This window comes from Vulcanococcus sp. (assembly GCF_044369115.1).
GTDB lineage: Bacteria > Cyanobacteriota > Cyanobacteriia > PCC-6307 > Cyanobiaceae > Vulcanococcus.
The window spans coordinates 1-22,048 of sequence record NZ_JBIPMN010000014.1 but is presented as its reverse complement, the minus strand read 5'-3'; the positions used below and the strand labels follow the sequence as shown (position 1 = coordinate 22,048).

Here is a 22,048-nt window from a genome sequence, read left to right as displayed (position 1 = left end):
GATCCGTCATGTCATCCGACGTTCGCCGCAGCAGCCATCTCTCGCGTCATCTCGCCGCCCTGCGTCAGCAGCGTGACCTCAGGCCCGCTCAGCTTGCTGCTCGCCTTGGCGCCAGCAACCTCGCCAAGGTCGGTAGCCTGATCCGTGGCTTCGAGCTGGGAGAGCCGATCAGTGACCACTGGCTCCAGAGGCTGATCACTGAGCTGCAGCCCGATCCAGCGGATCTGCGCCGCTGCCTCGAGCAGGATCAGGCCGAGGCGCTGAAGCAGCTCGAGCGTGATCGCGATGCCTGGGAGGCCTGGGCGGATGAGCCGATCGAACCCTTCCTCACCATCCGCTACATGCCGGCTGTGTACGGCGTCAGGGAAGTGCCCAAGGCGTTCTGCACCCCCCGTAAGAGTGCAGAAGAGAGCGAGTGGGCCCGGCAACGCGCAGAAGACTGGGCGGCTGCTGAGCTCAAGCGCTTCCGTGCCAAAGGCTTCTTGAACTGGAGCCGCCGCGAGCGCACCTGGTTCGATCAGTACGGCGTTAATCCTCGGCGGGAGCCTGTCACCTTCGAGAGCCGCACCACGGGTGCCTGGATGCAGGTGAGCGGCAGCCAACAGCGGTTTCTGCTGGGCAGCGGCGGCGAACTGATCACCCGCAGCCATGGGCTGGATCAAACCTGAAGCTCAGCTGGAGCGAAGCCACGACAGCGTCTGCCAGAGAGGACGGGTGATCGGCTTGAGCCAATGCTCGGGGTTCTTCCACTTGAACACGAACAGGCGATTGCCGATCGCCCCGATCTCCTTGCGGAAACAGGACATGCGGCGATCGTCCGCGGTAGAACCATCGTGGTAGACGGCGATGGCCGTATCACGCTTGCCTGCTATTCCGAGCACATAAGCACTGTCAGCAGTGGAGCGACAGCCCTGGCGGTACACCTGAATGTCGACGTGGTCGCAGTGCTGAGCAGTACGCCAGGAATACTGAGCGGGCTGAAACGAGCACCAGAGCTGCCTGGGGGCAAGGCTTGCTTTCAGACTGGTGAGGGCCAGAGGCGGCCGGGCAAAGAAATGGTCATCCACCTGCAGGGCGCTGTAGCTGCTCAGGGCTCCCACTCGCTTCAGGTTGGCCGGGGTAGGGCGCTGGATCCAGGCCACGGGTTGCAGCCCGGCACGCCGTGCCCGCCAGGCGATCCAACGCAGCAGTGGATCCGGCAGAGAATCGGCATGCACCATCACCACGCCTGCTCCCTGCCGGCGCATCGCTTCCAGTTCTGGGTCAAGGCGGAACAGGCCTAGATACAGCAGAGCGTTGTATTGATCGAGCCAGTAGCCATCAGCCGCTTTCACACTCGGCGGCGCCATCAGAACAAACGCTGGCATCAACAGCGCCAGAGCGGCCTCCTGCCATCGGCCAGTTCTGCGCACACTCCGGCGTCAAACGCATCTTCAGCCTGCCCCACGGCTGACCCGGCAGTCTGGGATGAGAACGTGCTGAAGGCTAGTGACCGACAGCGATCTGGTTGAGGGGCGCGGCAGTCTGATTGACCGAGCCGGGCAGCCGGAGCCTCGAATGGAGCTGTAGAAACCCTGCGGGTTGCTTCCATCAGCGGCGCGGAGGCGGTAGACAGCAAGAACCGGAGGCCGCCGATGCCCGGTTACTGCGACCACCAGTCGATGCAGGTTTCACGCACTGCGGCGTAGGGCATGCCCATCCCTGCTTTTGACCGCTTTGGCCTGCTGCCCGATGGCATTCACGAATGCACCATCAAGGAGGTTGAGGTGGACCTGGCCTGGACGGACGGACGAACGCCGCCGGTTAACAGCTCAGCTGCGGGAGTTCATCAGCGTGGAGCTGACGCCAAGGTTCACCCTGATGCCACCTCTGGTTCTTGATGGCAGCTATGTGAGCAGAAAAGCCAATCCAAGCAACATCAATCTGGTGATGGAGCTCAGCGATCTACCCGATACAGATCAGTGGGAGGGTCAGATGCTGTTCCAGCGCAGAGCTGAACCGCTTGGTTGCTATCGGGTCGACGTGATGCCATCCCTCAAAGGTCTCCAGCAGGACTTCGTTGATCTGCTGCAAACGCTGCGGCCGCAGACGGCTTTTGAGAAGGGATTGCACCACGAGCACCGCAAGGGTGTGTTGAGGCTGATCTGATGGGCAGCTGGATTGATGCCATCGAGGCCAAGGCCCGGATCATTCACCAGGAGCTCCAATCAGCGCGGGAGCTGGCGAGGCGTGTGGGTCAGGAGCCCGAGGAGATCAGTGGTGCCTATCTGGAGATGCTCGCCAAGCTCTACCGCGAAGACTTCTCCTATGCCCTCCTCGCCGACAACGCCGATCTGATTGCCCGCTATCGGGGCCCGGGGGTCGCCCACCGGGAGCCCCCATCTCGTTGGTGACCACCGTCTTCGGGAGGTTGAGAGCGGAGATCCAGAAAGTCGCCAAGGCGATCGCTGGCATGGAGGAGAAGAAGGTGCGGTGGCCTGCTGATCTCGATCCACAGCTGGCTGGATTGACCTACGGCAGCTTGGTTGTGGGTATGCGGGTGCCGCAACCGGGAGATGTGGGAGCCGATGGCCAGGCGGTTCTGCCTGGGGTGAGTGATGACCTGTATCGGGCCGTACAAACCGCCGTGCAGAGCCTGCCTGCGATTCCACGTTTGATTCAGAACGACCAAGTCAGCGACGCCATCGACGATCTGTTCCCCGATCCAGCCGTGCGAGACACGGTGATGGTGGCGGCCAGGCGGTTAGCGCCATCGGCGCGGAACAAAGCGATCGATGAGCTGTTTCTGAGCGGCCCCCATCCCGATGAAGACCTGGGACCAGCCAAACCCCTCACCAAGCAGAGCCGACAGATTCTTGGCCGCAGCTTGAACACCCCCAACAGCCGGCGGCTCAAAGGGCATGGAGACTTCGAGGGTGTCGTGCGTGAGGTGGACCTCGATGCCCGCCGCTTCGAGATCCGCGGTCGCGGTGCCAGCAGCGGCATGCGCTGCATCTACGAGCCGATCTACGACGGCAAGATCATTGCCATGCTGAACGCCGCCGTGCGCGTTAACGGGAGCTACGAGGCGGCAGCTGATGAACAACCCAGGTTGGTACGGGTGGAGCAGATCACCGTCACCCGAGCGCCGGATCAGCAGCTCGAGCTCGGGGTCGAATGATCTGAGTGCGTGAAACGCGGGGATGCCCGTGAATCAGGCCTTCAACCATGGATAGGCCTGCAACACGCGTTGCAAGGACGAGAGCATCGCCAGCACGTCATGCAACTCAACCGGCATGACGTCGCCGCCGCGGGGTGGATGGCCCATCCAGTTGCCGAAACAGCGAACCTGATGCAGGCACTGGATCACCCAGGGATGCACACCGCGTTGCTGTAGGCGTCGGATGCCCTTGTAGAGGGTGAGTTTCTCTGAAGATGCCTCATCGCTCAGGCTCTGCAGCACCAGTTGTTCCACCACCCGCCTGCTGTGGTTTCCAAGGGCCACCAACGACGCTTCCTCACTGCGCAGCAGCATCAGAAGTTCGCGGATGTCCTGCGCCGCTTGCGACGAGGGCCGCGTGAATGGGCTGCTGCGGCTGCTGAGCAGATCCTGTAGGCCGCTGACGGCGGGTGAGTCACCAGGAAGTCGCAAACGCATCGCCTGGGGGGCTGGGCGCTCCAACGCGGCATCAATCGCCTCGCCGAGCACCTGCAGATGCGCATCCGTCTTGTCAAAGAGGATCAAGCGCTCCAGTTCAGGCACATGGCGGAACGCCTGGTGATAAGCGTTCAGTAGATCGGGATAGTGGGCGACGACATCAAGCCCTTGATTGCCACTACCCAGCAGGGGGCTGGCCACCGTGGCACAGGCGATCTGCCGCATCGGCAGCAGGGCTAACAGTGAAAACAGACGGTTGAACGGTGGCCAGGGCAGCAGGTCATCCTCGTCAGACCATTCCATCAACCCCTCGATCACAGCGATCCGGCGAAAGCGGCTGAGCTGGTTGGGCTGATCGGGCCAATCCAGCTCTGCGCTGACCCAGCACTTGAGCGGACTGCTGCGCAGATCGAGGGCAATCGGAAGGGCCTTGAGCTGAAGGCCATAGGCCTCGTGCAGACGGCCGAGCAGGGTGCCCGGCACCGGGGCATAACACCGCTCAAAGGCCGACACCACCAGGAGATCGGCCGACAGGCCAAGGCTCGGGAAGTCGCCGGCCTGCAGCTCAACGGTGCTTTGCCCGTGAGCAGTCTCGATGTCGAAGAAGGTGAGCAGCACGGCGTGGGCGGCAGGGCCAGAGATGCCGTGGCGACTCTGGCAGCGGGCAGCGGCCGCCGCTGTTATGCGGCGTGGTTCGCACGAGCCCGGTCTTGCATCCACTGCGGCGGGCAAAGACTTCAGCTCAAGACCTTGCGCAATGCGACCCACCATGGCGATCGGCACCATGCATCCCTCGTTAACCGTGCTGGCGGCACGACCGGCTGCCTGCGTCAACGGCTGCCAGCTTGATGTGCTGGTGGAGCTCAACACACCTGCACCGCTGGCATCGGCCCAGCGGCAACCGGTTGCGATCGCGATCGTGATCGACCGATCGGGATCGATGGCTGGGCACAAACTCCAGGCTGCTTGTGCGGCGGCGCAACAGCTGCTGCGGCAGCTGTCGGCCCGTGACCGTGTGGCGGTGATCAGCTTTGACAACGCGGTGGAGACCGTGGTGCCGTTGGGGCCGCCCAGTGAGGAGGCCATCGCCCGCATCGAGGCACTGCGCCCAGGTGGTTCCACCGCGCTGGTGGATGGCTGGCGTGCCGGCCTGGAGGCCCTGCGCGATGGGCAAGGGCTTGAGCAGCACCACAAACGGCTCCTGCTGCTCACCGACGGGCAAGCCAACGTCGGGCCCCGACGTGGCTCCGATGTTGGGCCATTGGTGAGTGCGGCCTGGGAGTGCGGCATCAGCACCAGTTGCATCGGCCTTGGCGAGGACTATGACGAGCGCCTGCTGGGTGCGATGGCCGAGGCGGGCCAGGGCAACCTGGTGCACATCACGGCCCCGCAACAGCTGGAAGCCGTGTTCACTGCCGAACTCGAGGGCCTGCAGCTGGTGATCGGTCGGCAACTGCAGCTGCGCCTGCAGCCCGGGCCTGGTGTGCAGCTGACGCAGATTCACAACCCACTCGACGTCAACACTGAAGGCTGGATTGATCAGGGTGATCTGCAGGCGGGCAGCGCCCCTTCGCTGGCCCTTGGGCTGCAGATGGCACCACGTCCATGGGATGGGCTGGCCGTGGTGGAGCTGTTGAAGGTGCAGGCGCGTTGGCGTGATCCCGATGGACAGGTCGCCATGGTTGAGGCCCTGCTGCGGCTGCCGGTTGTGGAGCAGTCGGCCTGGGATGCGTTGCCGCTGGAGGAAGCGGTCGTGAGCGCGGTGCTGTTGCAGCAGGCCGCGCGCCGCCGCCATGAAGCGATGCAGAGCATGGATGGCGGCGATGAACACGCCAGCCGCAGCGCTGTGCAACGGGCCCTCGACAGCCTGCAGGCGTTCAAGGGGAACAGTGCCGTGCAACGGGAGGAGCAGCTGCTTGGTGAGCTTCTGGATCTGCTGTCCACCAACAAGTTGTCGCTGGCGCGCAAGGTGATGGGCAGCCAGGCCTTCATGCGTGCCCGCGGACGCAAGCTGCGCGATCAGGAGGGGCGTGATGTCCTCTGAGCTCCAAGCGCGCTTGCTGGCCGACCTGCATCAGTTCGCCGTGCCGCGTCATGCCTGTTGGGATCCGCTCGGGCTGATGGCGGTGCGCCAAGCCATCCGAGAGCGTCTGGAGCCGTTGGGGCCGCTGGAAGAACACCGCTTTGGCTCCTCAGGAGAGGAAGGCGTGAACCTGATCCTGCGGCTGCCTGGGCGAGACGCCCAGCTCGCGCCTTTGCTGGTGGGCGCCCACTACGACGGCCCGCTGCACTCCCCTGGTGCCGACGACAACGCCAGTGGCGTGGCGGCGCTGCTGGAGCTGGCGAGGCGTTGGGCGGCAGATCCGCCTCTTCGGCCGATCTGGCTGGTGGCGTTCGACCAGGAAGAGTGGGGAATGGTGGGCAGCGCGGCCCTGGCGCAAGAGCTCCGCCAAGCCCGGCAGCCCCTGAAGCTGATGGTGAGCCTAGAGATGCTGGCGTTCACCAGCGAGCAGCAGAGCTACCCCGTTCCCGGGATGGAGGCGGTCTACGGCCGCCGTGGCGATTTCATCGCCCTAGTCGCCAATGCCAGCGCCGGCCTGATGCTGCCGAGTTTGGCCCGCGCGATGGGGCGGCACGTGCCCACCAAAGTGCTGCCGGTGCCCAACGGCGGCAAGGCCCTGCCTGATGTGCGCCTCAGCGACCACAGCCCGTTCTGGGATGCGGGCTACAACGCCCTCATGGTGACCGACACGTCATTTATGCGGAATCCGCATTACCACCAAATCAGCGACACGGTGGAGACGCTGGATCTGCCCTTCTTTGCGACAGTCGTGGAGGGGCTCGGCGCAGCCCTGAGGAGCGTGTGAGGGCAGCACCTCCTGTTGCGGTGTGCCTACGGCCGGGCAGCCGACTATGCGCCAGATGAATAAATCCCAGTCAGGGAAAGCTATTTCAAGGGCTCAAGGCGTGCTGACGAGCACCGTGTTGCACAGCAGACTGATCTGAGCCTCAGCCGTCTCCCGCCCTGATGCCCGAAGCCGTTCTTGCCCCAGGAGCCCGCATCGAGTGCCGCAGCGCCGAGTGGCTCGTGCGCAGCCTCGGCCGCAGCTCCGATGGCCAGCAGGTGGTGGATGTGGTGGGCGTCTCGCCGTTCCTGCGCGAAAAGGAAGCCCGCTTCCTGGTGGAGGTTGAGAAGGCGGCCGGCAGCTTCAAGGTGCTCAAGCCGGAAGACACGGCCCTGGTGAGCGACCCGTCGCCCCGCTACCGCGACAGCCTGCTGTTCCTCGAGGCCCATCTTCGTCGCTCTGTCCCCACTGACAATGCCCTGGTCGTGGGCCAGCGGGCCGCGATGGATGCCCTGCCCTACCAGCTGGAGCCGGCCGCCAAGGCCCTGGCGACGCCGCGGCAGCGGCTGCTGATCGCCGATGCGGTGGGCCTGGGCAAGACGCTGGAGTGCGGCATCCTCTGCAGTGAGCTGATCCGGCGCGGCCGGGGCAAGCGGCTGCTGGTGGTGACCACCAAGAGCATGTTGGTGCAGTTCCAGAAGGAGTTCTGGACGCGCTTCTCGATCCCGCTGGTGCGGCTCGATTCGGTGGGGATCCAGCGGATACGCGAGCAGATCCCGACGAACCAGAATCCGTTTCATTACTACGACAAGGCGATCGTTTCGGTCGACACGCTCAAGAACGACCGCGATTACCGCTTCTATCTCGACAACGCCAGCTGGGACATCATCGTGATCGATGAATGCCAGAACGTGGCCGAGCGGGCTCGCGGCGCCCAGAAGAGCCAGCGGGCGCGGCTGGCGGAGCGGCTGGCGACACGATCGGAAACCCTGATCCTGCTGTCAGCGACCCCCCATGACGGCAAGCCGGAGAGCTTCGCGAGCCTGATGAACATGCTCGATCCAACGGCCATCGCCGATCCGAGCAAGTACACCAAGGACGACATCAAGGATCTGTATGTGCGGCGCTTCCGCAAGGACGTGATCGCTGACCTGCGCAGCAGCGTCAAGGAGCGCGACACCGCCGATGTGGAGTGTGCGGCAAGCGAGCGGGAGGAGCGGGTGTTTGCCCTGCTCAAAGACCTCAAGCTCCCTGACAGCGATGCCAAGGCCAAGGCCGGCCAGCTGTTCAAGACCACCCTGGCCAAGAGCCTGCTCTCCAGCCCGATGGCAGCGCTGGAGACGGTGCGCAACCGGCTCAAGCGCCTGGCGGCTGCCGCCAGCCCGGCCCCTGCCGACCAGGCGGCCCTGGAGGAACTGGAGCCCCTGCTGGCGGCCATTGGCCCGGCTGACTTCTCCAAATACCAGCACCTACTGCAACTGATCCGAAGCGACTGGTCGTGGAGCGGCAAGGATCCCAGGGATCGGATCGTGCTCTTCACCGGCAGGCGCGAAACCCAGCGGTTCCTGGTGGAGCACCTGGCCGCCGACCTGGGCCTGCCCACCGGCGCGGTGGTGGGCCTCGATGGCGCCATGCCCGATGTGGAGCAAACCAGGGTGGTGGAGCAGTTCGCCCAGGAGAAAGAGGCCGTGCGGATCCTGGTGGCCACCGAGGTGGCTTCCGAGGGCCTCAACCTGCACTACCTCAGCCACAGGCTGGTGCACGTGGATATCCCCTGGTCACTGATGACGCTGCAACAGCGCAATGGCCGCATCGACCGCTACGGGCAGCCTCAGCAACCCCAGATCCGCTACCTGCTCAGCTGCTCCCGCAGCGAGGGCATGGGTGATGCCGAGAAGGTGCTGCGCCTGCTCAAGCGCAAAGACGAGCAGGCCCAGCAGAACATCGGCGATCCGGCGGTGTTTCTGGGCGTCTACGACCCTGTTGGCGAGGAGGAGGAGATCAGCCGGGCGTACGAGAGCGGCTCCCTGGATGCGCTTGAGCAGCGCATGGATGAGAAGGCGGAGCGCTTCCTGACAAAGAGCAGCGCTGACAGCATTTTCGACGAGTTCTATGGAACGGATGGGCAGGACTCCGAGGCTGGTTCCACGGACATCCAGGTGCAGCAGCGCCAACCCTTCAGCCTGTTCCCCAGCCTGTGGAGCTACGTGGAGTCGGCGCTGGAGGCGGTGGCCGAGCAGATGGAGCGCCGCGGCGAGAAGCTGGATCTGCGCGCCGACGCCGATCAACAGCGTCTGGAGATCACCCCGCCCAGCGATCTGCAGCGCCGCTACGACCGCTATCCACGGGAGCTGCAGCCGCCCCGGGGCCAGCGCCTGGTGCTCTCCACGGAGGTGGCCGCCCTGCAGCGAGCCCTTGAGCAGAGCCGCCGCCAGGATTCCAGCCGCCCGGAACTGGAATATCTCTGGGATCTGCACCCGCTGGTGGATTGGCTCGCCGACCGAGGCCAGATCAGCTTCCAGCGACACTGCGCCCCCGTGCTCCAGTTGAGCGATGGTCTGGAACCCGGTGAGGTGGCGATGGTGTTCCAGGGCACGATCCCCAACCAAAAGGGAGTGCCAGTGGTGCAGGAGTGGGTGGCGGTGCGCTTCTCAGGCACCGGCCTGAACGTGGTGGACGTGGAGCCGTTCGAGGCGGTGGCCGAGCGGTTGCAGCTGGGCCGCAAGACCTATGCCAACCCGAATGACGCCATCCCCGAGCATCTGCGCAAGCAGTTGCCGTATGCCGTTGGCAAGGCCAACGACTATCTGATGCGCTGCGCCGAACGCTGGACCGCCCGGATGCAACCGGAGCTTGAGGCCCAGCGCGAACGCTTGAAGCGATTGCGAGGCCGCCAGGTGGAGCAGCTGGAGCTGAGCTACGCCAATGATCAGCGCCCGCAACAGATCAAGGAGAAGCGGCGCCTGGCCCAGCAGAAGGCAATCGACGTGCGCTTCGACGACCACGAACGCTTTGTAAACGACGTGATGACCATCGAACCCTTGCCCTTCCTGAAGGTGGTGGCCGTGCTGCATCGGGAGGCTTGATCCATGGCACTACCAGGCATCAGCAACGCCAACGAGTTCTATTCCGCTCACTACCTCGAGAGCGTTCTGACGAACGACATCAAGAAGGTGCGCGAACGCTGGACTGAAGAGGCCACGGCCCAGCTCCAGGCCGATCCCACCTCAGATGTCGCCACACCGGAGGTGCTGTTCAAGGCACTCCGCAAACCCTGGCAGAAACTGCGTGAGGCCGAGCTGGGCATCACAGCTGATCCTGGCGAACGCCTTCGGCTCCAGCGTGAGCTGTTCTTCCAGCCTCTGATGCAGGCCCTGGGCTACGCCTACGCCCCCAAAGCCGAACCGGTGTTGATCGGTGGTGAGGCTTACCAGATTCCTCTGCTGGGTGAGGTGAACAACGCCAAGGGCGAGCCTTGGCTGTGGGTGGTGGAGTGCTTCAACCCAAGCGATGAGCCCGCAGACCCGCTGGAGCTCACGATCGCCACGAACTGGGCCTGCCAGATCATCGACCCCTCCCTCGGCCTGGTCCTGGAGGGTGAAACCTGGGAGGAGCTGATCTCCGAGCGGATCTTCGCGCAAGACATCCCGCCGCGCTGGGTGTTGGCGGTGAGCCGCGACCAACTGCTCCTGATCGACCGGCAGAAATGGGCGGCTTCACGACTGCTGCGCTTTGAGCTCGACACGCTCCTGGGCGAGAACAACCCCGATGCGGTGTTGGCGGCAGCCACGCTGCTCCACCGTGAGCATACCTGCCCCACGGGCGGCGGAACACCGCTGCTCGATGAGCTGGATGAAAACAGCCACAAACACGCCTATGAGGTGAGCGGCGACCTGAAATATGCCCTGCGTAAGTCGATCGAGCTGCTCGGCAACGAAGCGATCTACTGGCGCAAAGAGCAACGCGAGGGCGTGTTCAAGGGCAAGACCGATGCCGATCAGCTGACCAGTGAATGCCTCCGGTACATGTACCGGCTGCTGTTCCTCTTCTACATCGAAAGCCGGCCGGATCTGGGCTATGCGCCGATGGGCAGTGATGTCTACCGCCTGGGCTACAGCCTTGAGAGCCTGCGCGACATGGACACCGCCGAGCTCGGCAGCGAGGAAGACAAGGAGAGCACCTACATCAGTGATTCGCTGGATCGCCTCTTCCAGATGATCTGGGAGGGCTACCCCAAACGCGACGACGAAACGGCTCAGTTACCGCTCGCTGACGCCGACGATCCCTTCCACGACAGCTTCCGGCTGACGCCCCTGAAGGCACACCTGTTCGATCCCGAGCGGATGCCCATGCTCACGCGGGTGCGTTTCCGCAACGTGGTGCTGCGCGAGGTGATCGAGCTGATGTCGCTCACCAAGGAGGGCAAGGGCAAGCGACGCGGCCGGGTGAGCTATTCACAGCTGGGCATCAACCAGCTCGGCGCCGTGTACGAGGCCCTCCTCAGCTTCCGCGGCTTCTTCGCCGAAGACGACCTCTACGAGGTGCAGCCCGCACCGAAGAAGGGCAAAGCCGTCGCCAACGATGACGAGGATGATTTCGGCGATGACGACGGTGGAGACGACGACAACACTAAAGCCAGTGGCCAGGCCCACGACGAGCTGGAGGTGGGCCACTTCGTAACTGCCGAGCAACTCAAGGCCTACAAGGCCGAGGAGATCGTCCCGGACCCGGGCACCGGCAAACCGAAGTGCTACCCCAAGGGCAGCTTCATCTACCGCCTGGCTGGGCGCGACCGCGAGAAAAGCGCCAGCTACTACACGCCCGAATCGCTCACCCAGTGCCTGGTGAAGTACGCCCTCAAGGAGCTGCTGCCCGGCAAATCGGCAGCCGACATCCTGCAGCTGAAGGTGTGCGAGCCGGCCATGGGTTCGGCGGCATTCTTGAACGAGGTGGTGAACCAGCTGGCGCAGAAGTATCTGGAGCTGCGCCAGCAGGAAACCGGTAGGAGCATTCCCCACGAGCAGTTCGCCACCGAACTGCAGAAGGTGAAGATGCGCCTGGCGGATCAAAACGTGTTCGGGGTTGACCTCAACCCGGTGGCGGTGGAGCTGGCCGAAGTGAGCCTCTGGCTCAACAGCATTTTCACACCGGAGAAGGGCCGAGCCTTTGTGCCCTGGTTCAGCCAGCAACTGGTTTGCGGCAACTCGCTGATCGGCGCACGCCGACAGATCTACCGGGTAAGCCAGCTGCCCACCAGCTCCGCACGCAGCGCCAAGCCCCGCAAGCTCTGGCACGAGCACGCTCCTGAGGAGTTGGCCTGGGATGCGGAGCTGCCGAAGGATGCGATCTTTCACTTCCTGCTGCCCGATCCGGGCATGGCGGCCTACTCCGACAAGGTGATCAAGGAGCTGGAACCCGAGGCGATCGAGCGCTGCAAGCGCTGGAACAAGGCCTTTGTTGGCGAAGCTTTTACGGAAGCCCAAATCGCCCACCTCCTGAGGCTGAGCCAGCTGGTGGAATCGCTTTGGAAGGATTGGGCTGAGCAGCAAACGCAGCTGCGCCAGCGCACCACCGATCCGCTGCCGGTGTGGGAAGACCCCACGGGGATCAGAGAGGGCGAGTGGACGCCGCTGAAGCTGAAAGACCGCATCCAGGAGCAGGAGGTGCTGGGCCGCGATGTGGCCAACACCAACGCGCGCCTGCGGCTCAAGTGGGCGATGGACTACTGGTGTGCGCTTTGGTTCTGGCCGATCCGCCAGGCGGGCTCACTTCCAAGCCGTGATACCTGGTTGCTGGAGCTAAGCATGATCCTGGGCGACCTTGAGCAGGGGGTGACGCCCGAGCCTGGCCAGGGGAATCTGTTTGCCGACACGCAGCCCAAACAACTAGCGGTGGATTTCTCCGACCGCCACGGCTTTGTGGATGTGGAAAAGCTCAAGGCGGAGTTCGAGCGGCTGCGGCAGGTGGAAGCGGTGGCGAGGCGGATCAGGCCTCTGCATTGGGATCTGGAATTTGCTGAATTGCTCAAAGGCGGCGGCTTTGATCTAATTATTGGCAATCCGCCTTGGCTAAAGGTCACATGGGAAGAGAGGGGCGTTCTCGGAGATGCACTGCCCAAAATACTAATCAGATCCTTTTCTGCATCAGAAATCGCCACCTATCGTCTTCCTCTCCTAAGGTGCAACACTGAACTCACGCAGGCTTACTGCGAAGAATACGAAAGCCAAGCAGGTGCTCAGAGCTACCTCGGATCAGCCCAGTCGTATCCGACGCTTCAAGGCGCTTTAAGCAACCTGTACAAATGCTTTCTACCTCAATCCTGGAGACTAATTAAAGCAGAGGGTGTGCTGGGATTTCTGCATCCTGAAGGCGTATTTGATGATCCGAAAGGCAAGGCACTTAGAAGAGAACTGTATAGGAGACTAAAATATCACTTCCAATTTCAAAACGCACTTTTGCTTTTCCCAATAGGGGACAGAGCCAAGTTTAGTATTAACATATATTCTGGCAATAGGGAGCCCTCTTTTGAGAGCATTTCCGGACTAGTGAGCCCGAGAACGATCGAGGGCTCAACGGATGGATCGCATGATGTTGAACTTGAAGGAGTAAAGAATGAATATGGCAAGTGGAACCTAAAGCCATCCTCGAGAAGGGTTGTTTTTGTAGACCGTAAGGCACTTGAGATATTTGCTAATGTTTATGATGACAGTGATGACTGGGAAGCCGCACGACTGCCGTCTCTATTTTCAAGTGAGCTCCTGCCTTCGCTTCGCAAGCTATCCACTGCTGGAAGAAAGCTTGCAGCGATCAAGGGAAAGTTTTATTCTTCGTTAATGTGGAGCGAAACAAATTCGCTAAAAATAGATAAGACTATTGCTAAACAAACCCATTTTCCGGAAAATCCCGAGTCGTTCATGGTTTCGGGCCCCCACTTTGGCCCTGCCAACCCCATTTACCAGACGCCACAAAGAGTATGCAGCAGCCATCAAGCATATGACTGCATCAGTTTAGAAAACATACCCAAAGACTTTCTTCCGAGGGCCAACTTTGTATTTAAGCAGTCAGGCCCCGACCGCCTGAGCAAAATTGCATACTTGCCATGGAATAAGCAATTAAGGCACGTAGAGGTCTCCAGGGTATTTGCTCGCAAAAGAATTGACTTTAGTCACGAGAGGACACTCAAGGCTGCGGTCTACCCTGCGGGATTTCATCACATAAATAGTTGCATTTCTTTTTCGTTTGAAGATACCGCTGAACTCCTTGCATTCGCCGCTGGGGTTTCTTCGCTTCCATTTGACTTTTTTGTAAAGTCAACCGGGAAGGCTGATTTTCTCGAGGATCTCGCCGCAAAATTGCCACTCCCTGTGCTTTCTGACGATCTGGCGGCGAGAGTGCTCACGCTCAACTGCCTCACGAGCCACTATTCAGAACTATGGTCTGAATGCTGGCAAGATACATTCCGCCAGGTTCAGTGGAGCAAGCCCTTTGATCAAAGGCTTACTCATAGCTTCTTTAATAAGCTCTCTCGGACTTGGTCCGAGAGCTCGGCACTGCGTAGGGATTACGAACGCAGGCAAGCCATGCTCGAGATTGATGTATTGATCGCTAAATCAATCGGCATCACTCTTAATGAGCTAATCGCAATGTACAGAATGCAATTTCCGGTGATGCAGCAATACGAACGCGACACCTGGTACGACCAACACGGGCGCATTGTTTTTACCGCTAGCAAGGGGCTAACCGGCGTTGGATTCCCGCGGAAAGGTTCAGGACGTGGTGCTAACAAGACCACCGGTTGGGAGGACATCCAGGACATGACCTCTGGCACGGTCAGCCGCACGATCACGGATGACACACTGCCTGGTGGGCCGATCGAGCGCACGATCACTTACGAGGCGCCGTTTGATCGGTGTGATCGGGTGGAGGACTACAAAACCGCCTGGGCATTCTTCGAGAAGGAGGGCACCGGTGCATGACCATCTACGAAGACACCAACTCCAAGCCCCTCCTCGACCTACTGGATCGCATCCACACCGGCGACATGGTGTTGCCCGACTTCCAGCGCGATTTCGTCTGGGAGCCCAGTGCCACTCAGGCGTTGATCGTCTCGATCCCCAACAACTACCCCGCCGGCAGCATCCTTCGCGTACGTGATCGTCAGCGGGCCTTTTCCAGTCGTGAATTCGAAGGTGCACCACCGCCAACCATCGAGCACACCTTCCTGGTGCTTGACGGCCAGCAGCGACTGACCTCGCTCTACCAAGCCTTTTACGGGGTCGGCGACCACCGCTACTAACTCGATATCCGCATGCTCATCGACGGCGCCGACTTTGAAGATGCCATCGACTACCTGCGCCACAGCAAAAGCGCCGTTACACGGCGGGCGGCCTTCGAGCTGCAGGCAGATCAGCTCCTACTTCCGCTCTCGGTGCTCCATAAGGGCAGCACAGGCTTCTCCAAGTGGGCCTCCCAGGTGGCCCGCACACGCCAAGGGGCAGAGCGTGATCAGCTGGAAGATCAGCTCGATGAGCTTCAAGCCCAGTGGATCAACCGCATTGATCAATACGTCTTCCCCGTTGTTACCCTCTCGGCCGATACCGAACCCGCTGCGCTCTGCACCATCTTTGAAACGCTGAACCGCACCGGCGTGAAGCTCAGCGTGTTTGAGCTGCTCACCGCCCGCTTCTGGAGTCACGACCTCAAACTCCGCGAACTCTGGGAGCAGGCCCGCAGCGATCACCCCCTGATCGCGCTCTTTGATGTCGACCCCTACTACGTGCTGATGGCCATCGCCCTGGCCAGCGGCAAAACGCCCAGCTGCAAACGCGGCGATGTGCTCAACCTCACCGCCGAGCAGGTCACCACCTGGTGGCAGCCCGTGATTGATGGCCTTGCCCTCTCGCTCACGATCCTCCACGACGACTGCTGGGTGCTGCAGCCCAAGTGGCTCCCGTTCAACACCATGCTCTCGCCGATGGCCGCTGCCCTCGCCCGCGCCGGTGCCAGCAAAGGTGTGGCCGTAGGCGCGCAACGCGAACAGATCAAACGCTGGTTCTGGTGCTCAGCCTTCAGCCAGGCTTACGAAAAGTCGCCCAACACCCAAAGCGGTCGGGATGTCGGTGAACTCATCCCCTGGCTCAGCGATCCAGGGGCGCCAGCACCCGAGAACGTGCGCCAGTTCCGCTTCAACCCCGAGCAGCTGCGGGATGTCACCCCCCGCCAGCGCTCCCTCTACCGGGCCACGATCTGCCTGATCCTTGCCAGCGGTGATCGCCCACTCGACTTCCACAGCCGCGCCGTGCTCAACGATCAGCTGCTCACGACCAGCGGCATCGATGACCACCACATCTTCCCCGCCAAGTTCCTGGAAGACCGCGGGTTCGACACCCGCCAGCGCGACTGCGTGCTCAACCGCTGCCTGATCGACAGCGCCACCAACCAACGCATCAGCTGCAGCGCCCCCTCCGCCTACATGGCCGAACTGCGCGACGAACCCGGCTTCCCCATGCAGGCCGTGCTCAGCAGTCACCTGATTCCCCATGGGCAGGATTCGGGGCTGTGGAGTGATGACTACGAGCTGTTCCTGAAGCAGCGGCTGGAGCTGGTGGCGGCGGCGATTGTGCAGGTGACCGGCGCAATGCATGAAAAACCTGCCCTTGTTCGCTGATGGAGCGACCTGTCGCCCAAATCTCATGCAAGGCGCCCCGGCGAGCACCGAAGCCTGCATGGAAAAACAGCTACAGTTCTTCCATGACGCGAGTTGTAGCCCGTTTTTCATTCAAGGAGGCCCTGGCGCAGCTTCCTCGCGGTGCCCCCCTGGGGATGGAGACCCTGGCCGCCCACGGCATCACGGCCAAGCGGGCCTCCGCCCTGGTGCGCTCGGGCTGGCTGCTGCGCCTGGGCCGCGGTGCCTACGCGCTTCCCGGTGACACCCTCCAGCGGGATGACTGCCTGGCCTTTCTGGCGAAGCAGGTGCCTGGCCTGCATGTCGCAGCCAAAACGGCCCTGGCCTGGCGAGGTGTCCGTCACAACCTGGCGTACAGGGAAACCGTGGTGCTCTGGGGTGATCAGCCGGCGCGCCTTCCCGCTTGGCTGGATGGCGTCGTGCGTGTGCGCTACCGCGTAGCCCACATCTTTGCTCCGGAGCTGCCGGCGGGTCTGGGGATGGCACCCCTGGCCGGCGGCCATCCCGAACTGCCCGTGTCGACTCCTGAGCGGGCTCTGCTGGAGCTGCTCAGCGAAACCGGCAGCTTCGAAAGCCTGGAGGAAGTGCGCCAGTTGGTGGAGAGCACGCGCAACCTGCGGCTACCGCTGCTGGATGAGCTCCTCGGCCACCTCAGCCGCATCAAAGTGGTGCGCCTCGCTGCCCTTCTGGCGACTGAGCTCGAGTTGCCCTGGGCGGCGTTGGCCCAGCAGCACAGCCGCCGCCTCGGTGGCGGCCGCCGCTGGGTGGCCGTGGGCCGCACGGGTGAACGGCTGGACCTGGCCGCGACTCCATGAACGACGCCTACACCGCCACGGTTCGCCAACTTCTCGACATCGCGCCGGTGGTGTTCGAGTCACCCCACTTCGCCATCAAAGGCGGTACTGCTCTCAACCTTTTTCTGCACGACCTGCCCCGCTTGTCGGTCGACATCGATGTGGTGTTCACCGACCACACGCTTGATCGAGCAACCGCGTTGCCAGCCATCTCCAGTGAATTGCGGGTGATCAGCCAGAAGCTGGAGGCCATGGGCTATGAGGTGCTGCTCCACAGAAACAGCGCCAACAACGAAAGCAAGCTGAAGGTGCTGGGCCCCCTGGCCGAAGTGAAGGTGGAGGTGAATGAGGTGTTTCGCGGCACCCTGCTCCCCCTGCAGCAACGCCCGCTCTCACCAGCTACTGAGGAGGAGTTTGCCCAGGCGGTCACCCTGCCCCTGCTCGCCACCGCTGAGCTCTATGGCAGCAAGCTCGTTGCGGCCATGGACCGCCAGCATCCCCGCGATCTCTTTGATGTTCATGTTCTGTATAACGACACGGGCCTGACCCCGGAGATCGTGGATTGCTTCGTGGCCTATCTGGCCGGCCACAACAGGCCGGTGCATGAGGTGCTGAAGCCCCGTCTGCATCCGCTGGAAGCCACGTTCGCCAATCAGTTCGATGGCATGACCCGCGAAGAGATCAGCCTGGACACACTGGAGCAGACCCGAGAACGTCTGGTGCAGGACCTGCCCCGCGCCCTCACCGATCAGCACCGCACTTTCCTGCTTTCGCTGGTGCAGAACCAACCCCGCTGGGAGTTCATGCCGTTTGCCCATCTGCAGGAGCTGCCGGCCATCCGCTGGAAACTTCAGAACCTGGCGAAGCTGAAGGGTGCCAAGCGCGCAGAACAGCTGCAGGGGCTTGAGGCCTGTTTTCAGCAGGAAGGAGGACCGCTCTGATGCCTCCGCGCCGCGTTCCACCCCACCACGCCAGTCATCAGGGCACCGGGCGGGATTGGTTCCCGCAGAGCCTGTGCCCTATCGACGCCTACACCGCCACGCGGGATGTGGAGTTCTGAGCCGCTGTGTTGCCTGTGCGACGAATCAACACATCAGCTGGCAGGTCAAACTTCTCCACCAGCTTTCGGATCATCGCCAACGTGAGCGAGCGTTGGTTGTTCATCACCTCTGAAATACGCCCGCTGCTCCCGATGACGCCTTCTAAGTCTTTGCGCGACAGGCCGCGTTGCTCCAGTACGAATTCAATCGCGGCAATAGGCTCAGGTGGGCTGATGGGATGATGCTTGGCCTCATAGTCATCAACCAAAACTGTCAGCACTTCAAGCCGATCCCGTTCAGGACTGCCTGATGATGCATCCAGGCAGCGATCAATCTCTTGAAGGGCAAGCTCGTAATCGGCTTCGTTGCGAATGGGCTTGATGGATTGCATGCAGTGTCTCAGATGATTGAAGCGTCGATCTTGTCGTACTCGGCGTGGCTGCCAATGAATCGAATAAAGATCGCTTTGAAGTCGTAGTCCACCTTGACGACGAGGCGATATTTGTTGCCGCTGATGTTGAAGACAACCCTGTTGTTAGCAAGAAAACTGGCACTTGCAAACTTGTCTTTGATCTCCTGTGGATTGCTCCAGCTGGCCGCCTTGGCCAGGGCATGCCAGGCCTTGAGGGGTTGCTCAGCATCGCCATGGCCTGACTCCCAGAACTGCACCAAGGCTTTCTTGGCGATGACGCGCACTTGATATGGCAGCTCCTCCCATTATGGGAGGAAAGGGGCCTGCTGTCGAGTGGCCAGTGGTTATGCATGGAATGCATGGATCAGAACCATTGGCAGTACTGCGATCTCGCCTAGCCTGGAGCAGCAGAATTGCGGTATCCGTTGCTCCCCTCCGTTGTTGCGAGCGAGCTGGAGCAGGTGGCCGCTGATGCCATCCGAACCGCCTTTCACCCCACCACGCCAGGCTTCTCGGGGCTGATCGATCGCTTTCTGGCCAATCGCGAGCAGCTGCTCAAGGGCCCCTATGTGTCGGTGGCCCTGCCCTTTCACCAGGGCACCGGGCGCAACTGGTTCCCGCAGATCCCACTGCCCTTCCCGCCCTATCGGCACCAGGAGAAAGCCTTTGATCGGCTGTTGCCTGGCACACCCCGAAACACCCTGGTGGCCACTGGCACGGGGTCAGGCAAAACGGAGTGCTTCCTACTGCCGCTCCTGGAGCACTGCCGCCAGCAGCAGGCCCAGGGCACCCGCGGCATCAAGGCGATCCTGATCTATCCGATGAATGCCCTGGCCACAGACCAGGCCAGGCGCATTGCCGATCTGATCCACACCATTCCTGCACTTTCGGGCCTGCGAGCTGGCCTTTACATCGGCTCCAGCGATGAGGAGCAAACGGTGGCGATGACCGCCACCAGCGTGATCACCAACAAAGAAGCGCTGCAGAAGGCTCCGCCCGACATCCTGCTCACCAACTACAAGCAGCTCGACTACCTGCTGATCCAGCCCCAGGTGCAGGGGCTGTGGGAGCACAACGGCCGTCTGCCTGATGGCACCAGTGTGTTGCGTTATCTGGTGGTGGATGAGTTCCACACCTTTGATGGCGCCCAGGGCACCGACCTGGCCTGTCTGATCCGCCGCCTGCGCGATCGCCTCCAGTGCCCTGGTGATGAACTGGTGTGCGTGGGCACCTCCGCCACCCTCGGCGGCCCGGAATCGCGTGAGGCGATGCGCAGCTATGCGGGGCAGATCTTTGCCAGCAGCTTTGGGCCCGCCTCGCTCATTGAAGAAGAGCGTCTCAGCCCCGAGGAGTTCTTCCGGGATCACACCGCCTTTGGCGAGGAGGGGCTCCGCCTCTTGCCCTTGCCTGGGCTTGAAGCCCTGGATCAACTCGATCCTGAACACGCCACCAGTGCAGAGGCCTATCTCGCGGCCCAGGCGGCGCTCTGGCTCGGCGAATCGCTGCCAACAGCTCCTGAAGGCAACGTTCAAGACGACAGCTGGCGTCTGACATTGGGCAACCAGCTCGGCACCCTGCCGGCTGTGCACAACCTGGTGCGCCAGGCCGCAGGCACCTGCTCGATCGAGGAGTTGCTGGAACGCTTCTCCCGCCAGCTGGGCCTGGGCGACCAATACCCACGCCGTTACCGCGTGCTGCTGCTCGAGAGCTTGCTCGCGCTCATCGCCCACGCCCGCCGCAGCACCACCAAGCTCGATGGCAGCCCCGTGGTGGTGCCCTGGATCAACCTGCGCGTGCAGCTCTGGTTGCGCGAGCTCAAACGCATGGTGGCTTCCGTGGAGGCCACGCCCCAGCTGCGCCATTCCGATGATCTGGCCGGCAGCGACAACAGCCTCCACCTCCCCGTGGTGCATTGCCGCGATTGCGGCGCCACCGCCTGGACCTCCACAGCCCTCAACTCCACCAGCAACACGCTGGACCGCGCCAACAACCTCCGCAACTTCTACAAGGCGTTCTTCTCCGGTGCTCCGGAGCTCCGCTACCTCTTCCCCCAAGGCGGCCCTTCCAATGAGGGAGCCTGCAGCCACCAGCTGTGTGCCAGCTGCCTGTCGTTTCATCCCGCCAAGGAGCTAGCCGACGCCACGCCAACCGGGGCTTTGCCCGTCTGCCCCACCTGCCAGAGCCGTGAGCTGGTGCCGGTCGACATCCCCGACTGCAGCATCGTCGACGACAACAACCACCCGCGGGTCAGCCGCGACTGTCCTTACTGCAACGCCCAGCAGGGGTTGCTGTTGATCGGTTCTTCTGCCGCCAACCTCACCAGCACCTGGAGCGCCTCCCTGTTTGCCTCCGCCTTCAACGGCGACAAGAAGCTGCTGGCCTTCTCCGATTCGGTTCAGGACGCTGCCCACCGCGCCGGCTACATCGCGGCCCGCGCCTATCGCACCTCCTTCCGCACCGCCCTCACCACGACGGTGCAAGAAGCGGGCGCGCCACTGCCGCTCGATCAGCTGCAGGAGCGCCTGATCAGCGAGTGGCAGCAGCGCTTGCCTAACCCGGTCGACTTTGCCGCCACCTTTATCCCCCACGACCTGGAGTGGCTGCGCGAATGGGATGCCCTGCAACAGCAGCTCACGCCAAGCCTGGAGGCCACCAGCACCCTGATGCGCTTCGTGTGCGATCGGCTGCGTTGGGAGGTGGCCGCCGAATTCGGCTACCGCTCACGCCTGGGCTCGTCGGTGGAGCAGGCCGGCGCGCTGGCGGCCGCGGTGGATCCCGCCGCGGTGAACAAGCTGCTGCCAGGCCTGCTCAGCCGATTGCAGAACGAGGTGGAGCCCCTGCGCGGCCTGCGCCTCGGCCAGCTGCAGCAGCTGGTGGTGGGCCTGCTGCAGCACCTGCGCCAACGCGGTGCTCTTGCCCTGAGCGAGCTGGTGGGTCGCGACGGAAAGAGCAGCCGTTATTTGGAGAGCGGCGGTGAAGACACCTATCCCTTCAATCAGATCCCCCACACGCCGAAGTTCGGACGCACTGCCAGTCGACCGATCTTTCTGACCAGCTACCGCGGCAAAGGGCGCTTCGAGCAGTTGGTGCGCGACTCCGGCCGGCCTACCTGGGCCCAGCACTGGCTAGAGCGCACACTCACCCCCACCGTCCAGCTGGATGCGGAACAGCAAAAGGAAGCGCTGAACGCCGTTGTCGACGCCTTGTGCCAGGCCGGTCTGCTGCTGCAGTTCAACGGCGGCCGTGGTGAGCGCATCTGGGCGATCCCGCCCGCAGCGGTAAGGGTGTGCCATGAGGCCCACCCCGTGCGCTGCGAGCACTGCGGCGACATGCACAGCGTGCCCACCGAACAGCTCAGCCTTTGGGATGGCCTGCCCTGTCAGGTGCGCCATTGCCCCGGCAGCTACCGCTCTGATCCTCGCGGAGGGCTACCGCTCTACAGGCGGCTCTACCAACGCGGCGAGGTGCATCGAATCGTCGCCCGCGAACACACCGGCCTTTTGGAGCGCGGCGATCGCGAGCGCCTCGAAACCCAGTTCATCCGTGGCGAATATCGCAGCGACCCCAACCTGCTCTCCGCCACCTCCACCCTGGAGATGGGCATCAACATCGGCGATCTCTCTTCAGTGTTGCT

At 62.6% G+C, this 22,048-nt stretch carries 17 protein-coding genes; 13 read left to right on the top strand and 4 right to left on the bottom strand.

The annotated features are described in order from the left end of the window. The coding region (locus ACIQ2E_RS01990; protein WP_398325410.1) for a hypothetical protein at positions 1 to 668 on the top strand (668 nt) is incomplete at its 5' end. 3 nt (positions 669 to 671) lie between these two features. Here ACIQ2E_RS01990 and ACIQ2E_RS01985 read toward each other — a convergent pair. Continuing rightward, on the bottom strand, positions 672 to 1,367 hold the full coding sequence (locus tag ACIQ2E_RS01985; protein ID WP_398325407.1) for a hypothetical protein: 696 nt from the start codon (positions 1,365 to 1,367) through the stop codon (positions 672 to 674). Positions 1,368 to 1,731: 364 nt separating this feature from the next. Here ACIQ2E_RS01985 and ACIQ2E_RS01980 point away from each other — a divergent pair, with 364 nt between their 5' ends. Genes ACIQ2E_RS01980 through ACIQ2E_RS01970 form a run of 3 tightly spaced genes read left to right on the top strand, consistent with a single transcriptional unit; the run spans position 1,732 to position 3,160 of the window. Then, positions 1,732 to 2,148, top strand: a complete 417-nt coding sequence (locus tag ACIQ2E_RS01980; protein WP_398325404.1) for a DUF6932 family protein — start codon at positions 1,732 to 1,734, stop codon at positions 2,146 to 2,148. Next, positions 2,148 to 2,393: a hypothetical protein gene (locus ACIQ2E_RS01975; protein ID WP_398325401.1), complete on the top strand. Its 246-nt coding sequence runs from the start codon at positions 2,148 to 2,150 to the stop codon at positions 2,391 to 2,393. Before ACIQ2E_RS01980 ends, ACIQ2E_RS01975 begins: the two co-directional genes overlap by 1 nt. Beyond that, positions 2,390 to 3,160: a hypothetical protein gene (locus ACIQ2E_RS01970; RefSeq protein ID WP_398325398.1), complete on the top strand. Its 771-nt coding sequence runs from the start codon at positions 2,390 to 2,392 to the stop codon at positions 3,158 to 3,160. Before ACIQ2E_RS01975 ends, ACIQ2E_RS01970 begins: the two co-directional genes overlap by 4 nt. A 33-nt stretch (positions 3,161 to 3,193) precedes the next feature. Here ACIQ2E_RS01970 and ACIQ2E_RS01965 read toward each other — a convergent pair whose 3' ends face one another. Further along, positions 3,194 to 4,423, bottom strand: a complete 1,230-nt coding sequence (locus ACIQ2E_RS01965; RefSeq protein WP_398325395.1) for a DUF4145 domain-containing protein — start codon at positions 4,421 to 4,423, stop codon at positions 3,194 to 3,196. Between ACIQ2E_RS01965 and ACIQ2E_RS01960 the strand changes: the two genes are divergently transcribed. From ACIQ2E_RS01960 to ACIQ2E_RS01925, 8 genes are all read left to right on the top strand, one after another. After that, on the top strand, positions 4,407 to 5,681 hold the full coding sequence (locus ACIQ2E_RS01960) for a VWA domain-containing protein (RefSeq protein ID WP_398325392.1): 1,275 nt from the start codon (positions 4,407 to 4,409) through the stop codon (positions 5,679 to 5,681). The genes ACIQ2E_RS01965 and ACIQ2E_RS01960 overlap by 17 nt on opposite strands. Then, complete coding sequence (locus ACIQ2E_RS01955; RefSeq protein WP_398325389.1) at positions 5,671 to 6,504, top strand: M20/M25/M40 family metallo-hydrolase; 834 nt, start codon at positions 5,671 to 5,673, stop codon at positions 6,502 to 6,504. Before ACIQ2E_RS01960 ends, ACIQ2E_RS01955 begins: the two co-directional genes overlap by 11 nt. Before the next feature lie 161 nt (positions 6,505 to 6,665). Continuing rightward, on the top strand, positions 6,666 to 9,569 hold the full coding sequence (locus tag ACIQ2E_RS01950; protein WP_398325386.1) for a helicase-related protein: 2,904 nt from the start codon (positions 6,666 to 6,668) through the stop codon (positions 9,567 to 9,569). Positions 9,570 to 9,572: 3 nt separating this feature from the next. Beyond that, positions 9,573 to 14,459 (top strand): Eco57I restriction-modification methylase domain-containing protein, encoded by a 4,887-nt coding sequence (locus ACIQ2E_RS01945; RefSeq protein WP_398325383.1) that lies wholly within the window; start codon positions 9,573 to 9,575, stop codon positions 14,457 to 14,459. After that, entirely contained in the window at positions 14,456 to 14,779 is a 324-nt protein-coding gene (locus ACIQ2E_RS01940; protein ID WP_398325380.1) for a DUF262 domain-containing protein, read from the top strand. The genes ACIQ2E_RS01945 and ACIQ2E_RS01940 overlap by 4 nt, the downstream gene beginning before the upstream one ends. Positions 14,780 to 14,791: 12 nt before the next feature. Next, positions 14,792 to 16,150: a hypothetical protein gene (locus tag ACIQ2E_RS01935; RefSeq protein ID WP_398325377.1), complete on the top strand. Its 1,359-nt coding sequence runs from the start codon at positions 14,792 to 14,794 to the stop codon at positions 16,148 to 16,150. An 83-nt stretch (positions 16,151 to 16,233) separates the two neighbouring features. Next, on the top strand, positions 16,234 to 16,983 hold the full coding sequence (locus tag ACIQ2E_RS01930; RefSeq protein WP_398325374.1) for a type IV toxin-antitoxin system AbiEi family antitoxin domain-containing protein: 750 nt from the start codon (positions 16,234 to 16,236) through the stop codon (positions 16,981 to 16,983). Beyond that, positions 16,980 to 17,903, top strand: a complete 924-nt coding sequence (locus tag ACIQ2E_RS01925; RefSeq protein ID WP_398325371.1) for a nucleotidyl transferase AbiEii/AbiGii toxin family protein — start codon at positions 16,980 to 16,982, stop codon at positions 17,901 to 17,903. Before ACIQ2E_RS01930 ends, ACIQ2E_RS01925 begins: the two co-directional genes overlap by 4 nt. An 88-nt stretch (positions 17,904 to 17,991) precedes the next feature. Here ACIQ2E_RS01925 and ACIQ2E_RS01920 read toward each other — a convergent pair whose 3' ends face one another. Together ACIQ2E_RS01920 and ACIQ2E_RS01915 are read right to left on the bottom strand one after the other, a co-directional pair. Then, positions 17,992 to 18,393, bottom strand: coding sequence for a type II toxin-antitoxin system HigA family antitoxin (locus ACIQ2E_RS01920; protein ID WP_398325369.1), 402 nt, complete (start codon positions 18,391 to 18,393; stop codon positions 17,992 to 17,994). 8 nt (positions 18,394 to 18,401) lie between these two features. Then, positions 18,402 to 18,698, bottom strand: a complete 297-nt coding sequence (locus ACIQ2E_RS01915; protein WP_197149682.1) for a type II toxin-antitoxin system HigB family toxin — start codon at positions 18,696 to 18,698, stop codon at positions 18,402 to 18,404. Positions 18,699 to 18,839: 141 nt separating this feature from the next. On the opposite strand from ACIQ2E_RS01915, the gene ACIQ2E_RS01910 reads away from it, so the two are divergent. After that, positions 18,840 to 22,048, top strand: a 3,209-nt coding sequence (locus ACIQ2E_RS01910) for a DEAD/DEAH box helicase (RefSeq protein ID WP_398325367.1), incomplete at its 3' end; no start/stop codon positions are given.

What these genes read in the sequence shown, in the direction of transcription:
- ACIQ2E_RS01975 (WP_398325401.1), top strand. Translation starts at nt 2,148, where the DNA reads ATGGGCAGCTGGATTGATGCCATCGAGGCCAAGGCCCGGATCATTCAC.
- ACIQ2E_RS01930 (WP_398325374.1), top strand. Translation starts at nt 16,234, where the DNA reads ATGACGCGAGTTGTAGCCCGTTTTTCATTCAAGGAGGCCCTGGCGCAG.
- ACIQ2E_RS01980 (WP_398325404.1), top strand. Translation starts at nt 1,732, where the DNA reads ATGGCATTCACGAATGCACCATCAAGGAGGTTGAGGTGGACCTGGCCT.
- ACIQ2E_RS01920 (WP_398325369.1), bottom strand. Translation starts at nt 18,393, where the DNA reads ATGCAATCCATCAAGCCCATTCGCAACGAAGCCGATTACGAGCTTGCC.
- ACIQ2E_RS01945 (WP_398325383.1), top strand. Translation starts at nt 9,573, where the DNA reads ATGGCACTACCAGGCATCAGCAACGCCAACGAGTTCTATTCCGCTCAC.
- ACIQ2E_RS01960 (WP_398325392.1), top strand. Translation starts at nt 4,407, where the DNA reads ATGGCGATCGGCACCATGCATCCCTCGTTAACCGTGCTGGCGGCACGA.
- ACIQ2E_RS01935 (WP_398325377.1), top strand. Translation starts at nt 14,792, where the DNA reads ATGCTCATCGACGGCGCCGACTTTGAAGATGCCATCGACTACCTGCGC.
- ACIQ2E_RS01950 (WP_398325386.1), top strand. Translation starts at nt 6,666, where the DNA reads ATGCCCGAAGCCGTTCTTGCCCCAGGAGCCCGCATCGAGTGCCGCAGC.
- ACIQ2E_RS01965 (WP_398325395.1), bottom strand. Translation starts at nt 4,423, where the DNA reads ATGGTGCCGATCGCCATGGTGGGTCGCATTGCGCAAGGTCTTGAGCTG.
- ACIQ2E_RS01955 (WP_398325389.1), top strand. Translation starts at nt 5,671, where the DNA reads ATGTCCTCTGAGCTCCAAGCGCGCTTGCTGGCCGACCTGCATCAGTTC.
- ACIQ2E_RS01985 (WP_398325407.1), bottom strand. Translation starts at nt 1,367, where the DNA reads ATGCCAGCGTTTGTTCTGATGGCGCCGCCGAGTGTGAAAGCGGCTGAT.
- ACIQ2E_RS01925 (WP_398325371.1), top strand. Translation starts at nt 16,980, where the DNA reads ATGAACGACGCCTACACCGCCACGGTTCGCCAACTTCTCGACATCGCG.
- ACIQ2E_RS01940 (WP_398325380.1), top strand. Translation starts at nt 14,456, where the DNA reads ATGACCATCTACGAAGACACCAACTCCAAGCCCCTCCTCGACCTACTG.